This is a genomic window from Alcaligenes faecalis, assembly GCF_005311025.1.
GTDB lineage: Bacteria > Pseudomonadota > Gammaproteobacteria > Burkholderiales > Burkholderiaceae_B > Alcaligenes > Alcaligenes phenolicus.
Genome location: NZ_CP031747.1, coordinates 1,023,356 through 1,038,186 on the forward strand (window position 1 = coordinate 1,023,356; position 14,831 = coordinate 1,038,186).

General features: G+C 57.3%; 16 protein-coding genes. 8 read left to right on the forward strand and 8 right to left on the reverse strand.

The genetic code is table 11. The annotated features are described in order from the left end of the window. Position 1: 1 nt before the first annotated feature. Positions 2 to 631 carry an SCO family protein gene (locus D0C27_RS04710; protein ID WP_081055342.1) on the reverse strand — a complete coding sequence of 210 codons (630 nt, stop codon included), beginning with the start codon at positions 629 to 631 and terminating at the stop codon, positions 2 to 4. 1 nt (position 632) lies between these two features. Beyond that, a complete protein-coding gene (locus D0C27_RS04715) occupies positions 633 to 1,415 on the reverse strand; it encodes an SURF1 family protein (protein WP_035269729.1) in 783 nt (260 codons plus the stop codon). A gap of 28 nt (positions 1,416 to 1,443) precedes the next feature. Here D0C27_RS04715 and D0C27_RS04720 point away from each other — a divergent pair, with 28 nt between their 5' ends. After that, positions 1,444 to 1,650, forward strand: a complete 207-nt coding sequence (locus D0C27_RS04720; protein ID WP_026483580.1) for a twin transmembrane helix small protein — start codon at positions 1,444 to 1,446, stop codon at positions 1,648 to 1,650. Between the two features lie 44 nt (positions 1,651 to 1,694). Here D0C27_RS04720 and D0C27_RS04725 read toward each other — a convergent pair whose 3' ends face one another. From D0C27_RS04725 to coxB, 5 genes are all read right to left on the reverse strand, one after another. Further along, positions 1,695 to 2,570, reverse strand: coding sequence for a cytochrome c oxidase subunit 3 (locus D0C27_RS04725; RefSeq protein ID WP_009457487.1), 876 nt, complete (start codon positions 2,568 to 2,570; stop codon positions 1,695 to 1,697). A 50-nt stretch (positions 2,571 to 2,620) separates the two neighbouring features. After that, a complete protein-coding gene (locus D0C27_RS04730) occupies positions 2,621 to 2,845 on the reverse strand; it encodes a DUF2970 domain-containing protein (RefSeq protein WP_003805158.1) in 225 nt (74 codons plus the stop codon). A gap of 1 nt (position 2,846) precedes the next feature. Then, positions 2,847 to 2,960 (reverse strand): cytochrome oxidase small assembly protein, encoded by a 114-nt coding sequence (locus tag D0C27_RS19465; RefSeq protein WP_009457495.1) that lies wholly within the window; start codon positions 2,958 to 2,960, stop codon positions 2,847 to 2,849. A 17-nt stretch (positions 2,961 to 2,977) separates the two neighbouring features. Further along, complete coding sequence (gene ctaD / locus D0C27_RS04735) at positions 2,978 to 4,585, reverse strand: cytochrome c oxidase subunit I (RefSeq protein WP_060185482.1); 1,608 nt, start codon at positions 4,583 to 4,585, stop codon at positions 2,978 to 2,980. A 75-nt stretch (positions 4,586 to 4,660) separates the two neighbouring features. After that, positions 4,661 to 5,821: a cytochrome c oxidase subunit II gene (gene coxB / locus D0C27_RS04740; protein ID WP_026483582.1), complete on the reverse strand. Its 1,161-nt coding sequence runs from the start codon at positions 5,819 to 5,821 to the stop codon at positions 4,661 to 4,663. Between the two features lie 275 nt (positions 5,822 to 6,096). Here coxB and D0C27_RS04745 point away from each other — a divergent pair, with 275 nt between their 5' ends. From D0C27_RS04745 to D0C27_RS04760, 4 genes are all read left to right on the forward strand, one after another. Continuing rightward, positions 6,097 to 6,924: an NUDIX hydrolase gene (locus D0C27_RS04745; RefSeq protein ID WP_009457498.1), complete on the forward strand. Its 828-nt coding sequence runs from the start codon at positions 6,097 to 6,099 to the stop codon at positions 6,922 to 6,924. Between the two features lie 44 nt (positions 6,925 to 6,968). Further along, on the forward strand, positions 6,969 to 7,844 hold the full coding sequence (locus D0C27_RS04750; protein ID WP_137430520.1) for a PhaM family polyhydroxyalkanoate granule multifunctional regulatory protein: 876 nt from the start codon (positions 6,969 to 6,971) through the stop codon (positions 7,842 to 7,844). 26 nt (positions 7,845 to 7,870) lie between these two features. Beyond that, positions 7,871 to 9,241, forward strand: a complete 1,371-nt coding sequence (glmU, locus tag D0C27_RS04755; RefSeq protein ID WP_035269735.1) for a bifunctional UDP-N-acetylglucosamine diphosphorylase/glucosamine-1-phosphate N-acetyltransferase GlmU — start codon at positions 7,871 to 7,873, stop codon at positions 9,239 to 9,241. 108 nt (positions 9,242 to 9,349) lie between these two features. Continuing rightward, positions 9,350 to 10,468, forward strand: coding sequence for a glycosyltransferase family 4 protein (locus tag D0C27_RS04760; RefSeq protein ID WP_137430521.1), 1,119 nt, complete (start codon positions 9,350 to 9,352; stop codon positions 10,466 to 10,468). A gap of 7 nt (positions 10,469 to 10,475) precedes the next feature. Here D0C27_RS04760 and D0C27_RS04765 read toward each other — a convergent pair whose 3' ends face one another. Further along, a complete protein-coding gene (locus tag D0C27_RS04765) occupies positions 10,476 to 10,952 on the reverse strand; it encodes an Lrp/AsnC family transcriptional regulator (protein ID WP_009457505.1) in 477 nt (158 codons plus the stop codon). Between the two features lie 201 nt (positions 10,953 to 11,153). Here D0C27_RS04765 and glmS point away from each other — a divergent pair, with 201 nt between their 5' ends. The 3 genes from glmS to D0C27_RS04780 all read left to right on the forward strand — a co-directional run bounded on the left by glmS (position 11,154) and on the right by D0C27_RS04780 (position 14,793). Then, positions 11,154 to 12,980, forward strand: a complete 1,827-nt coding sequence (gene glmS / locus D0C27_RS04770; protein ID WP_022983659.1) for a glutamine--fructose-6-phosphate transaminase (isomerizing) — start codon at positions 11,154 to 11,156, stop codon at positions 12,978 to 12,980. A 233-nt stretch (positions 12,981 to 13,213) separates the two neighbouring features. Beyond that, the gene (locus D0C27_RS04775; protein WP_240688311.1) at positions 13,214 to 13,783 is read left to right on the forward strand and encodes a sigma-70 family RNA polymerase sigma factor; all 570 of its coding nucleotides are present in this window, start codon (positions 13,214 to 13,216) and stop codon (positions 13,781 to 13,783) included. A gap of 5 nt (positions 13,784 to 13,788) precedes the next feature. Next, the gene (locus D0C27_RS04780) at positions 13,789 to 14,793 is read left to right on the forward strand and encodes a FecR domain-containing protein (RefSeq protein WP_137430522.1); all 1,005 of its coding nucleotides are present in this window, start codon (positions 13,789 to 13,791) and stop codon (positions 14,791 to 14,793) included. Positions 14,794 to 14,831 lie beyond the last annotated feature (38 nt).

The following is a 14,831-nucleotide window of genomic DNA, read 5'->3' on the forward strand; positions in this document are numbered from 1 at the left end:
CTTATCCGATGCGTGAATTGTTCAGCAGTTTGCGAATGTCGGTGCGAACCTTGAGCGGGTCGGCATCGCCGGGGAACAGCATCATCAAATTGCCATTGGGGTCGATGATCCACATGCCATTTTTGACGGCTTGTTCGGGGGCCTTGCCAGCGGCTTCAGGGGTCAGGAATTCGGCCAGTTGGCGTGGGTCCGCACGCAGCATATGGGTGCCTTGATAGGCCTCCAGAATTTGTTCCGAAGGCTGGCCCTGGTCAGTCACAAACCAGACGCGTGTCAGGCGTTCCACGTTCTTGCCTTGGCTGGCGTGGGAGTTGCGCAGAATGAACAGCTTGCGCACGCAGCTTTCGGGGCAGGCGCTTTCATCGGCGCTGACCAGTACCCAGCGGCCCCGCAGCGATTGCAGATCAAAAGCTTCGCCTTGCAGATTGCGCAGGGGCAGTGCGGCAGGTTCAGGCACGCTGCGTTGAGGCTGAATCAATTGGCCGTAGGCATTGCTCTCGTCTGGCCGCAGTCCCAGTGATGGCATGTAGTAGGCAGCCAGTGCAAACAGTACCGGCGCCAGACTGATCGCCAGCAGCAGATACAGCGGAGTCATGGAACGCGGGCGGGTTGGGGGTTGAGTCGTGTCCACGTCAGGTTTTCCTTGTAGGGGCAGAGTTGAGCCTGGAGCGTCGCAGCCATTTCCACGCTACACCGATCCAGGCACACAGGGCAATCAGGGCAAAACCGAACCATTGCAGTGCGTAGCCACGGTTCTTTTCAAAGTCGATATTCGGGTCGGGCCAATTGGTTTGCAACTCCGAAGCGGGAGCCGTCTGGGCCAGCACGCGCGGCAGCACAGGCAGGTCAATGCGGCTGCGCAGATCTTCCAGAGCCAGGTTCTGCACGACGGGGGGCGTGCCAGACGGGTCGGGCAAGTGTGCAGGCAAGGGGCTGCTGCCCAGCTCAAATAGACGCGGCACGCGTTCCATCAACTCGCCGGAAATGGTTTGGTGGCCGGATGGTGCAGCCGGAACACTAGGGGTTTGCCCCGGTACGCGAGCCAACCAACCACGTAGTACGAGCAGGCTGGAGCCCGCCAAATCGCCCTCATCCAGCACAAAAGGGGTGGCAATCCAGTAGCCCGGCTTACCTTTGAAATTGCGATTATCCAGGAGTACAGTTAACTCACTGCGCCAGGAGCCGTGCACCGAGACAGACTGCCACAAGGCACCTTTATCCAGGCTGGCCTGGGAATCAATATGAAGGGGAGCTTGCTGGCGGCCTTGTTCTATTTGTTGTGCCAGGCTTTGACGTTCCTGCGCGCGGCTCAGTTGCCAGCGCCCCAGGCTAATGAACAGCAGCATCAGCAAACCCAGACAAACCAGGGCAAGCAGGGATCGAGTCGAAGAAGAACGAGGATTGTTGCTGGACATCAATTCAACCTGAAGCGGGGGATACGTAATGCGTGTGCTAGTCCTGATCGTGTTTCTGGGGATTATTGTTTCGCTGGGTTCGGCCCTGGTGTATTTGATGCGGGACCGAGGTAATTCCAATCGCATGGCCTATGCGCTGACCTGGCGAGTGGGCTTATCCGTGGCCCTGTTTCTGTTTGTGTTGCTGGCCCATCATCTGGGTTGGATTGAAAGCACTGGTGTGCCTTTGGCTTGAAGGAAAAATCCAGGCCCGAAGACACGGGCCTGGAGCATGAATCGCTAGAACCAGTACACGTACAGATACAAGCCCAGCCACACCACGTCCACAAAGTGCCAGTACCAGGCGGCACCTTCAAAACCAAAGTGGTGCTCGGCGGTAAAGTGGCCGCGCATCAGCCGTATCAGCATCACCGTCAGCATGGTGGCGCCGATAATCACGTGAAAGCCGTGAAAGCCCGTCAACATATAGAACAAGGCCCCGTAAGCACCGGAAGTGAACTTCAGGTTCAGCTCGGCGTAGGCGTGCATGTATTCGTAAGCCTGGCAGGCCACGAAGGCAAAGCCCAGCGCAACCGTCATGAACAGCCAGAAAATCGCGCTACTACGCTTGCTGGCTCGCAGCGCGTGGTGAGCAATGGTCAGGGTGACGCCCGAGGTCAGCAGCAAGGCCGTATTGATCGTAGGTAGCCACAGCGGGCCTACGGTCTGGAAAGGAGCAACAGTGCCCGCCGGGCCTTGATTCGGCCAGGTGCCGGTGAAGTCGGGCCAGAGCAGGGCGCGGTGATCCAGGTCGCTTAACAGCGGCGTGGCAATTTCACGGGTATACCAAAGCGCCCCGAAAAAGGCCGCAAAAAACATCACTTCGGAAAAGATGAACCAGGACATGCTCCAGCGATAGGAGATATCGACACGGGTGCTGTTCAGACCTGTTTCAGACTCGCGCACGGCATCGCTGAACCAGAAGAACAGCACCAGCAAGAAGCTGAGAATCCCGACCAGGAACACCCAGAAACCGCCCGGCCAGTTATTGATCCAGGTCGCCGCACCCAACAGCGTCAGGCACAGGGAAAGGCTGGCGCGTACCGGGTGCCCCGATAAGCCGGGGACGTAGTAATACGGCGCCTTGGACGGGTGAGCCGTAGTCTCGACATGCATAGTGTTCTCCTTCGGGTCATGTGCCCTGGGGCGCAGTATCCGGCCAGGGTTCAGCTGGCCTGACCAATGAACCAGCGGGCCACCATAATCAGGCCCACAACGAAAACAACCGTGGCGATCAAGGCGGCAATAATCAGATAGACCGGATTGATCTTGGCAATGTCCTGCTCATGGTCACGACCACGACGGACTCCAAAAAAACCCCAGGCAATGGCTTTCAATGTCTGGAAAAAACTGAGCTTGCGCCGTGTGAGGTCCCGAAAATCGTCATCCATATCACTGTCCTAAAAATTGACTGCCTTTTAGAAAGGTCCAGGCCATGACGGCAATGACGAACACGGCCAGGAGCAATCCCAGACGGCGGTTGCGACGGCGTTGTTCGGGGGTCATACGGCGTTCCTCCAGTGTTACTTGACGACAGGGGGTACTTCAAAGGTGTGGTGCGGAGCGGGCGATGGAACAGTCCACTCCAGACCTTCGGCACCTTCCCAGGGTTTGGCGCTGGCCACTTCGCCCTTGCCGCGTGCGGCCTGGATCACGATGTAGATCAGCAGCAGTTGCGACAGGCCGAACCAGAAGGCGCCAATGGTGGCAATCTGGTGGAAATCCGTGAACTGACCGGCGTAGTCCACATAACGACGTGGCATGCCCGCCAGACCCAGGAAGTGCATGGGGAAGAAGGTCACGTTGAACGAGATCATGGTGGACCAGAAGTGGACCTTGCCCAGGCGCTCGTTGTACATGCGACCGGTCCACTTGGGCAGCCAGTAGTAGGCACCGCCAAACAGGGCAAAGAGCGATCCGGCCACCAGCACATAGTGGAAGTGGGCCACCACGTAATAGGTGTCGTGTACCGCAATATCAATCGGGGCCACGGCCAGGATCAGGCCGGTAAAGCCGCCAATCGTGAACACGAAGATAAAGCCGATGGAAAACAGCATGGGCGTTTCAAAGGACAGCGAACCGCGCCACATGGTGGCTACCCAGTTGAAGATCTTCACCCCGGTCGGAATGGAGATCAGCATGGTGGCATACATGAAATACAGCTGCCCGGTTACCGGCATCCCGGTGGAGAACATGTGGTGGGCCCACACCAGGAAGGACAGAATCGCGATGGCGGCGGTGGCGTACACCATGGAGGCATAGCCAAACAAAGCTTTGCGCGAGAAGGCTGGCACGATGGCAGAGACAATGCCAAAGGCCGGCAAGATCATGATGTAGACCTCGGGGTGACCGAAGAACCAGAAGATGTGCTGGTACAGAACCGGGTCACCACCACCGGCGGCGTTAAAGAAGTGTGTACCGAAGTGACGGTCCGTCAGCAGCATGGTCACGGCAGCGGCCAGCACGGGCATCACGGCAATCAGCAGATAAGCGGTAATCAGCCAGGTCCAGCAAAACAGCGGCATTTTCATCAGCGTCATGCCAGGCGCGCGCATGTTCAATACCGTCACCACAATATTGATGGCCCCCATGATGGAGGACGCGCCCAGAATGTGGACCGCGAAAATCGTGAAGTCCATGCCTGGTCCCATTTGCAAGGACAGCGGGGCGTACATGGTCCAGCCACCGGCAGGCGCGCCGCCCGGCACAAAGAAGGACGCGGTAAACAGAATCGCGCCCACGGGCAGCAGCCAGAAGCTGAAGTTGTTCATGCGGGCAAAAGCCATGTCCGATGCGCCAATTTGCAGCGGAATCATCCAGTTGGCAAAGCCCACAAAAGCCGGCATGATCGCGCCGAAAATCATGATCAGGCCGTGCATGGTGGTGAACTGGTTGAACAGCTCTGGCCGGAAAAACTGCAGGCCCGGCTGGAACAGTTCGGTACGCAGCAGCAAGGCCAGCACGCCGCCCTCCAGCAACATCACAAAGGAGAAGATCAGGTACATGGTCCCGATATCTTTGTGATTGGTGGCGAACAACCAGCGACGCCAGCCGCTAGGGGTGGCATGGGCATGATGGTGATCATCATGTCCGCTCGGGTTCGCTACATGGTCGACGGTGACGCTACTCATGCTTGACTCCTTGCTGCACTCCCCCTGGCCGTAGTCAGGGATAGATTGATAGTGTGATAGGCGGCGCGCGCAAAATTAGCGCTGTTCCTTGACGTCGGCGGGCATCACGACAGGGTCAGGCCCTTTGCCAGCGTTGCCCCAGGCATTGCGTGTGTAGGTAATGACCGCAGCAATCTGTACATCGGTCAGTTGATTGCGGAAGGCGGCCATTGCGGTGCCAGGGTGACCATTCAACACCGTGTCGATCTGGCCTTTCTTGGGGGCGAGCACAAATTTCGTATCGCCATCCAGAGCGGGGAAGGTGCCGGGCATGCCCTTGCCGTTGGCCTGGTGGCAAGCCACGCAGTTCTGCGCAAAGATCTGTTTGCCGCGCTCGGTCAACTCGTCCTTGGTCCACTCTTTATTGGGATCGTCGGCCTGGGCAGTCATCAAGTCGTTCTGCTCCTGGGCCCACTTGTCGTAGTCTTCTTGCGCCATCACTTGCACCACGATGGGCATATAGGCGTGGTCCTTGCCACACAGCTCGGCGCATTGACCGCGGTAGGTGCCGACCTTGTCCGCACGGAACCAGGTATCGCGCAAAAAGCCAGGGATGGCATCTTGCTTGACGCCAAACTCGGGCACCATCCAGGAGTGGATGACGTCCTCGGCCGTCAGCATGACGCGCACTTTTTTATTAACCGGCACGACCAGTGGCTTGTCCACTTCCATCAGATAGTTCGGGCCAATGGGTTCGCGGCCTTCAATCTGGGCGCGCGGGGTGGACAGGTTGGACAGGTATTTCACACCCGTGGCCGGACCGTCCAGATACTCGTAGCCCCATTTCCACTGATAGCCAGTGACCTTGACGGTCAGGTCGGCGCTGCTGGTGTCCTTCATGGCCACCACGGTTTTGGTGGCAGGCAGTGCCATGCCGATCACGATCAGGAAAGGGATGATGGTCCAAGCCACTTCCACACCCAGGTGTTCGTGAAAGCGGGCGGCAATCGCGCCCTTGGACTTGCGGTGCCGGATGATGGAATAGAACATCACGCCGAACACGCCAATAAAGATGATGGTACAGATGATCAGCATCATCCAATGCAGCCAGGCAATGTCCTGGGCGATGGGGGTAACCCCGTTATGCAAATTGAGCTGATTGACACGGGGACCACCCTCCATGTGGGTGATCTGAGCCAGGCTTGGCCCTGCCGTCGAACAGGCGGTCAGAGCAAATAAACTTCTCCACATCTTCATTGTTGTCCCTCTTTTGGTGTTGCCATGCCAAACCGGGGTTCGGCTGCGTCAACGCTCCGAAAAATCCAACGCTGGAAGAAACTGCTGTGTTGCAGTGGCGGGCTTGTCGCATCTAAGTGCTGGTCCGCTCGAAGTTTTTAGTAGCTTATCTGTTCACGGAAATTATATAGAACTTGTTTTAGCCTTCAAGGGCAGGGTATGTCCCTAGAAGACAAGGTTGGACTAAACGCTACAAAAGCCGTAATGGGGCAAGGCTTGAATTACAATCGCCGACTATGACTTTGTTCCAGAACCGATCACTTACTCAGGCCCTGCGTCAGCGCATGGCCAGCTTGACCAGTCAGCTGCAACAATTGCCCCCACCGGGCAGCCGCCCTGTCACTGTTGATGGGCGCGTTGCCGGATGGATCACCCCCAAGGCCGCTCGTTGTATCGAGCCTTTGCCAGGGGTCTCGATTGAAGAAGATGTCTTGCGTCTGAGCGATTGCCCCAGCCAGGAATTGAGCTTGGCTCAGGTCCTGGATCAGGTCGCCTTGCGTTTGCAGGAAGGCGGTTGCATTCGGGCCTGGCGTGACGAGTTGCTGGACGTGGTCGGTGAAGGACAATGCCTGTCACGCATTGAACGCGGTGCGGTGCGGCCCTTGGGTTTTTTGACGCAAGCCGTGCATTTGAATGGCTGGTCCACAGATGGCCGTATCTGGGCCGCACGTCGTTCACCTACCAAATCGACAGACCCGAATATGTGGGACACGCTGGTCGGTGGATTGGCGGTCAGTGGTGAATCACTGCATACCTCCCTCATACGCGAAAGTTATGAAGAAGCGGGGTTGGCCGAGTCCGTGCTGGACAATTGCACCCCTTTGCGTGTGTCTTTGCGCATGCACCGTCGCCTGCCGGAAGGCTATCAGGTGGAGAACGCCCTGGTTAGCGATTGCGTGCTGGCCGACGATGTACGGCCCTGCAATATGGACGGCGAGGTTAGTGAGTTTCGCTTATTGACGCTGGATGAAGCCTGGCAAATGATAGAAGCAGATTTGTTCACCCTGGAAGCGCAAGTGGTGCTGATCGACAGCATCAAGCAGCATCTGGAACAGCTGGCCTGAACCTGGGAGTCACCGGGCAGGCATCAACCCGATGGGAGCTACGCATGAACCCGAATCCTTTTGGTATACCTGATTTCAATGCCCTGGGCGGCGGCAACAATCCCTTGCTGCGCAGCATGGACATGATGGCGCAGGCCTGGAAAAACATGGCCAGCGGCGGGGCGGGCGATTTGAGTTCGGGCATGATGCCCAGCTTGTCCCCCGATGATCTGGATCGTCGTATTCGTGACTTGCGTGCCGTGGAAAGCTGGTTGCAGCTGAACCTGTCCATGCTGAGCACGACCATCCAGGGGCTGGAGATTCAGCGCTCCACCTTGGCGGCCATCAAAACCATGGCACAGCAAGGTACGCAGGCTGCGGGCGGGAAAAATCCCTTTGAAGCCTTTATGGCCTTCAATCCCATGGCAGCAGCGGCGGATAGCGCGGCTGCCTCAGATTCCAAGTCTGGGGCCAACAAGCCGGAAGCGGCATCGCAAACGGCATCTCAGCATGCTTCGGCACAGCCTCAACAACAAGCTGCGCCACAGCCCGAAGCGGCTGCCAAGCAGGACGCCCCAAAAGATAAACAGCCCGGTGTCCAGCAGGACGCCGGCGCAGGCAATCCCGCTGCACAAGCGTGGTGGAACATGTTGCAACAGCAGTTTGATGCCATGGCGACCGCCACAGCCGCATCAATGCAGCAGGTGGAAAATTATCGTCAGCAGGCGAGCAAGGCTAAAGCGGCAGGCTCGTCGGCCAAACCCTCCAAACCGGCAGCTGCCCATGCCCAGACGTCGGCCAAGACCAGTGCTCCGGCAGCAGCCAAGCCGGTAAAAACGGCAGCGAAAGCCGCCACTAAAACTGCGGCCAAGGCGGCCACCAAAACGGCGGCTAAAAAAACCGCCACGCGCAGCACCAAAAGCAGTACCAAAAAGAACTGATCGACCAACCTTGTAGGTAAATTTTTATGCTTAATATCGTGATTCTGGCAGCAGGCATGGGCAAGCGTATGCAGTCTGACCTGCCCAAAGTACTGCATCCTATCGCCGGCAAATCCATGCTGGCCCACGTGCTCGACAGCGCACGTGAACTGGAGCCGGAAAAAGTTGTGGTCGTGGTGGGTCATGGCGCCGAGCGCGTTCAGCAAACCTTCGCACAGGCCGAGCTGGCCTTTGCCTTGCAGCAACCGCAGCATGGTACGGGCCATGCAGTGCAACAGGCCGTGCCTGAACTGGTCGGTGGCGACCAGGAAGATGACGCCACGCTGGTTCTGTATGGCGACGTTCCTTTGGTCCAGGCTGACACCTTGCGCCGCTTGCTGCAAGCGCGTGGCCAAGGCGTGGCCGTGCTGACCGAAACACTGGCAGACTCTACCGGCTACGGCCGCATCATTCGCGGTGCAGACGGCACCGTACAACGCATTGTCGAGCACAAGGATGCCAGCGAAGCCGAGCGTGCCGTGAAAGAAGTGAATACTGGCATTCTGGTAGCCCCGACGGCGCGCCTGAAAGATTGGCTGACCCGCATCACCAACGACAATGCTCAGGGCGAGTACTACCTGACCGACATCATTGCCTTGGCGGTTGCCGATGGCGTGCCCGTGCAAGCTGCTCAGCCAGCTGCTGGTTGGGAAACCCTGGGTGTGAACAGCCGCATTCAACAGGCCGAGCTGGAGCGTCTGTGGCAAGCAGAACAGGCTCGCCGTTTGCTGGAAAAAGGCGTGACCTTGGCCGACCCGGCCCGCTTTGATCTGCGCGGCACACTGGAGTGTGGCCGTGATGTGTTCATTGATGTGGGTTGCGTGTTTGAAGGCAAGGTTGTGTTGCAAGACGGCGTGCGCGTCGGCCCGCATAGCGTGCTGCGTGACGTGACGATTGGTGCCGGTACGCAAATCGAAGCTTTCAGCCATCTGCAACAAGCCCAGGTTGGCGAAGAAGCCCGTATCGGCCCTTACGCCCGTCTGCGCCCTGGTGCTGTTCTGGCCAATCACACCCACGTGGGCAACTTTGTGGAAATCAAGAACACCCAGCTGGGTGAAGGTTCCAAAGCCAATCACCTGGCCTATATCGGTGATGCCGATGTGGGGCAGCGTGTGAACATTGGCGCAGGCACCATCACCTGCAATTACGATGGCGTGAACAAGTTCCGCACCGTGATTGGTGACGATGCCTTCATCGGCTCGGATACGCAACTGGTGGCTCCGGTGACGGTAGGCCGTGGCGCAACGATTGGCGCGGGTACGACCCTGGTGCGCAATGCACCGGATGATCAGTTGACCTTGTCGCGTTCGGAACAGCGCAGCGTGTCCGGCTGGAAGCGCCCGGTTCGCAAATCTTGATGTGTGTTAGCCCATCTTCGGTATTGCTCCCTTTGCATCGCAAGGGGAGCATTGCTGCTTGCTCTTGTGGCACACAGTGCCCGGATGGGCTGATTCTGGATCGTCGTCATGCGCATTCTGCAGCTTAACTTCGAGCGCGGTTGGCGCGGTGGCGAGCGGCAAACCCTGCTGAGCATCCAGCAGATGCAACAGGCTGGTCATCAGGTCAGTCTATTGGCCCGACGTGATGAAGAGTTGGCCAGGCGTGCTAAAGAGCAGGGCGTGAGTGTGGTGGAATGCGCCTCCGTGGGTGCCGCACTGCGTTATTTACTGGTGCATGGCCGGGGTTTTGATATCGTCCATTCCCAAACCGCGTCCTGCATGAGCTGGCTGGCCTTGCTGCATTTCTGGTTGCCCAAACGGGTGGTCTTTACGCGTCGCACGGCTTTTCCGATTGACCGCAAACGCGTCGAGCAACGTAGCGGACAGCAGCCAGACAGCGCTTTGACTTCCAAGGAACGACGCACGCGTTGGAAGTGGCGCAAGGCGGATCGTTTGGTAGCGATCAGCCAGGCAGCAGCGGCAGAGCCGCGTCGCCTGGGCTTTACCGTAGATGTGATTCCTAGTGCCATCGAGTACGTCGAGCAGGATGAAGCCTATGTGAACCACTTGCGGCTGCGGTGGAATCCGCAGGGCTTGCACGTTCTGGGGACGATGGCGGCATTGACGTCCGAGAAAGACCCCCAGACTTTGATACGCGCGGTTCATGCCTTGTATCAGCGTCGTCAGGACTTTGTGTTTCTGCATTTCGGTGCGTCTGGCTCCGAGACCTCGGCGGCAGAGGAACTGATTGCGCAGTTGGGGCTGGAAGACTGCTACAAGCTGGCTGGTTTTGAAGCCCGCCCTGAACAGGCTTATCGCTTGATGGACGGCTTTGTCCTGAGCTCCCGTCATGAAGCCCTGGGCTCCAGCGTTCTTGATGCGTTCGTGTACGGCGTGCCCGTTACGGCCACGATGGCGGGCGGTTTGAGTGAGCTGCTGGATAATGGCCGTGGCAAGTTATGCGCGGTAGGGGATGCACAAGCCATTGCACAGGCTCTGGATGACACTTTGAGCAATCCGACAGCAGCGCGGCAACAGGCAGCGCTGGCGCATCGCTGGGTGAAGCAGGAGCATGACCCCGCTGTCATGGTGCAGCGTTACTTGCGTCTGTATCAGCAACTGGTACAGCAACGAGTACGGACCTGAGCCCGGCTTACATCTTTGGTGCAGGTAAAGGCACCCGCGTCTCGAACTTGGCCTGATGAATCGAAAAGAAGCTTCGTATATTGCGGATATTCGCCTGACTGGTGAATAAAGCGTGAGCCAGCTTGTGATACGCCGTCATGTCGCTGACTTGCAAGATCACAATGAAATCCACCCCGGTCGAGACGCGATAGCATTGCGTCACCGCTGCTTCGGGGGCCATCAGGCGCTCGAATTGCTGCAGATATTCTTCACCCTGACGGTCCAACGTAATCTCCACAATGGCCGTCAAGCTGGGGCCCAGTTGCTCCGGGTCCAGCAAGGCAACCTGCCTGCGAATTACCCCTTGTTCACTTAAACGACGTACTCGCCGCAGGCAGGTCGGGGGAGAGGCATGCACGCGCAAAGCCAGCGCTTGATTGCTGATGGAAGCATCATTTTGCAGTTGCTCCAGAATGCGTAAATCCAGCTCGTCCAGTTCAATCATGACAATGTTTATCTATCTATGATGAAATAAAATTCCGTTAAATAAAATGAATTTATCTTTTCTTTCATATTGATTATTAAATGAAATTTTAATTCATTTAAAAGAAAAAATAGACATAAAATTTTTCATGATTCAGATCAGAATAAGCGGATTGAATTGATTAGTTGGCCCGCCGAAAGGGGCCATGAACAGGAGTTGGCTATGTGTGGAATTGTTGGCGCGGTAGCGCAACGCGATATTGTCCCCGTGCTGCTGGAAGGTTTGAAGCGTCTGGAATACCGGGGCTACGATTCTTGCGGCGTTGCTGTTCATGCGCAGGGCCAGTTGTTGCGGGCACGCAGTACTCAGCGCGTGGCCGAGCTGCAAGAACAGGTCAAGGCAGATCATCTGCAAGGCTTTACCGGCATTGCTCACACTCGCTGGGCAACGCACGGCGCGCCTGCTACTCACAATGCTCACCCTCATTTCTCCGGCAAGGGCAAAGCGCGTATTGCGCTGGTGCATAACGGCATCATTGAAAACCACGACGAATTGCGCGCCGAGCTGCAAAGCATTGGCTACGTGTTCGAGAGTCAAACTGATACCGAAGTGATCGCTCACCTGATCGACCACCTGTACAACGGTGACCTGTTCGAGGCCGTGCAACAGGTCATCCGTCGCTTGACGGGGGCTTACGCCATCGCTGTGTTCTGTCAGGACGAGCCACATCGCGTGGTGGGTGCGCGCCATGGTTCGCCGCTGGTTGTAGGTGTGGGTCAGAATGAAAACTTCCTGGCTTCGGATGCCTTGGCATTGGCCGGCACGACCGATCAAATCATCTACCTGGAAGACGGTGATGTGATTGATTTGCAGATCAATAAAGTGTGGATCATGGACAAGGACGGCCGCGCCGTTGATCGTCCGGTACACACTGTACATCTGCACACCGCAGCCGCTGAATTGGGCCCATACCGCCACTTCATGCAAAAGGAAATCTTCGAGCAGCCCCGCGCTGTAGGCGATACCTTGCAAGACATTGAAAGCGTCACACCCGAGTTGTTTGGGGACCAGGCCTACAAGGTCTTCCAGGACATCGACAATGTGCTGATTCTGGCTTGCGGCACCAGCTACTACGCCGGTCTGACCGCCCGCTACTGGATCGAGTCTCTGGCCAAAATCCCCGTCAACGTGGAAATTGCCAGCGAGTACCGCTACCGCGACAGCGTGCCCAACCCGCGCACTTTGGTGGTGACGATTTCCCAGTCCGGCGAAACCGCGGATACTCTGGCCGCCTTGAAACATGCCCGCAGCCTGGGCATGGAACAGACCCTGACCATCTGCAACGTGGCCACCAGCGCCATGGTGCGCGAATGCAAACTGTCCTACATCACCCGTGCTGGCGTGGAAATTGGTGTGGCTTCCACCAAAGCCTTCACCACCCAGTTGACCGCCTTGTTTCTGCTGACCATCGCGCTGGCTCAAGTCAAAGGTCATCTGAATCAGGAGCAGGAAGGCGACTACCTGAAAGCCCTGCGCCACCTGCCTACCGCTATCGCTGCCGTGCTGGCTCTGGAGCCACAGATCATGGCATGGGCTGACCGTTTTGCCAGCAAGGAAAACGCCTTGTTCCTGGGCCGTGGCATGCATTACCCCATCGCCATGGAAGGCGCGTTGAAGCTGAAAGAAATCAGCTACATCCACGCTGAAGGTTATCCAGCTGGTGAACTGAAACACGGCCCTCTGGCCCTGGTCACCGAAGCCATGCCCGTGGTCACCATCGCCCCACGTGATGAACTGCTGGAAAAGCTGAAATCCAATATCGAAGAAGTCCATGCACGCGGTGGTGAGCTGTACGTGTTTGCTGACGCCGATACCCGCATCGGCAGCAGCGAGCGTGTGCATGTGATCCGTATGCCAGAGCACTACGGCAAGCTGTCCCCCATCTTGCACACCGTGACCCTGCAATTGCTGGCGTATCACACGGCTTGCTCGCGTGGCACGGACGTGGATAAGCCACGGAATTTGGCCAAGAGTGTGACTGTCGAATAAGTTTTTCAGATTACATCGACCGTAAAGAGCCGCTTATGCGGCTCTTTTTGCATTCTTCGCCGTTTGGCAATTTTCGAGTGGTTTTTATAGGGAAATAAATCCTGCGAAAGAGGGTGAGCCTTGCCTGAAAGCCAGTTTATGTGTCGCTGCAAACACACACCGCTAGCGGATTTTGCAGCTCACACTCTATAATTGATAACGATTCTCATTATCTAGCGGTGCGGAGTACCCTCGTGTCATCTTCAGTTCTTCCCTTGTCAGGCGTGTATTCGGCCGAGTCGGTCGAGTCACTTTACTGCGACCACCATAGTTGGTTGCAGCGCTGGCTGCATCGCCGCTTGGGTGGCGCGGACCAGGCGGCTGACTTGGCGCAGGACACGTTTGTACGCTTGTTAAGCAGCCGTTCTCGCTGGCAATTTACCAGTCCTGGCGAGGCGCGCGCCTACTTGCGCAAGACGGCACAAAACCTGTGCATCAATCTGTGGCGACGTCAGGAAATTGAGCAGGCCTGGCTGGATATTCTGGCTGCTACACCCGAGAACTTTTACCCTTCGGCAGAACGTCAGGCCATGATTTTACAGGCGCTGGAAGAGATCAGCGCCATGCTCAGCAGCCTGTCTCCCAAAGCGGCGAAGGCTTTTACCCTGGCCGTCATTTGCGAGATGACAGACGATGAGGTCGGTGCAGAAATGGGCATTTCCGGCCGCATGGTGCGCAAGTACGTGGCACAAGCCATGTTGGGCTGCATCAGCCTGCATGCTTGCCAGACCGTCGCCGAATTGCGTCAGGAACCTCAATACTAAGCCTCATGAAGCACGGCTCCAGTTTTTCTTCTCCCGCTACACCTCCCCACGCCGTTTTGATGCAAGCCGCTGAATGGTATGCCTGCCTGCGCGATGGCAAAGCCAGTGCGGCGCAGCGCACTGCCTGGCAGAACTGGCTCAAACAGGACGAGATGCACAGCACCGCTTGGCGTTATGTGGAGGAAGTCAGCCGCAGTTTTGAGCCTGTGCGTACCACGCCGGATTCGCGCCGTGTGGTAGAGAAATTGCATACGGCTAACGAGCGTTTGCATCAGCGCCGTCGCGTGCTGACCAGTGTCGCCGTACTGGCAGGCACGGGAGTTCTAAGCTGGCTGGGCTGGCGTCAGTCCTGGCTGCCCTCCAGTGTTCTGGCTTTGGCGGCTGACCACTCTACACAAACCGGAGAGCAGAACCAGATTGTGCTGGCAGACGGTTCCCGGCTGTGGCTGAACACCGCCTCTGCGATTGATGTGCAGTTCACTGCGCAGGTTCGCCATATTGTTTTGATCTCCGGCGAGACCTTCATTCAGACGGCCAAAGACGATACGGACAGACCGTTCACTGTTCAAACTCCGCAGGGCAATATGCGTGCCTTGGGCACGCAATTCAATGTGCGTATGGACAAGGACTGTACGCAGCTGGCGGTCTACGAAGGGGCTGTGCAGGTGTCTACGGCAAAAGGTCAAAACACCGCCACGGTACAGGCGGGCAAGCAGGTGCACTTTAGTGCGCAGCGTATCCGGCAAAGCATGGACGCCGATCAGGCGCGCGAAGCCTGGACCCAAGGCGTGCTGGTGGCTGACAACATTGCCTTGCGTAGCGTGATCAAGGAATTGAGCCGTTACCGCAAAGGCTATCTAGGTGTAGATGAGGCAGTGGCCGATCTGAAGGTCTATGGCAGCTTCCCCATTCATGACACGGACCGCGTGCTGAAAATGCTGGCTTCAGCATTGCCGATTCGCATCGATCAGCCCATGCCCTGGTGGACCAGTGTGCAAGCTCTGGATTGATTGAGCAGGGCATTTCACCAACGATGGTCATAAATAAT